This is a genomic window from Burkholderia sp. BCC1972 (assembly GCF_905339605.1).
GTDB lineage: Bacteria > Pseudomonadota > Gammaproteobacteria > Burkholderiales > Burkholderiaceae > Burkholderia.
Genome location: NZ_CAJPGH010000118.1, coordinates 1 through 210, shown reverse-complemented (window position 1 = coordinate 210; position 210 = coordinate 1). Strand labels below are relative to the sequence as shown.

Genomic DNA, 210 nt, shown 5'->3' with positions numbered 1-210 from the left:
TGTGCAACCGGATGACGGTGCTCGATTACGGCAAGGTGATCGCCGAGGGTCTGCCGCAGGACGTGCAGAAGAATCCGAAGGTGATTGAGGCATATCTCGGCGCAGGGGTGCACTGATGGCAGCGGCAATGTTGAAAATCAAGGGCTTGCAGGTCAACTACGGCGGCATCCAGGCCGTCAAGGGCGTTGACATGGAAGTCCGCCAGGGCGA

General features: G+C 59.5%; 2 pseudogenes. Both read left to right on the top strand.

Going from position 1 to position 210, the window contains the following annotated elements:
• Window positions 1-116, top strand: a pseudogene (locus tag U5798_RS37075) (ABC transporter ATP-binding protein); the annotation flags it as partial.
• Window positions 116-210: pseudogene (locus U5798_RS37070) on the top strand (ABC transporter ATP-binding protein); the annotation flags it as partial. The pseudogenes U5798_RS37075 and U5798_RS37070, both read left to right, overlap by 1 nt.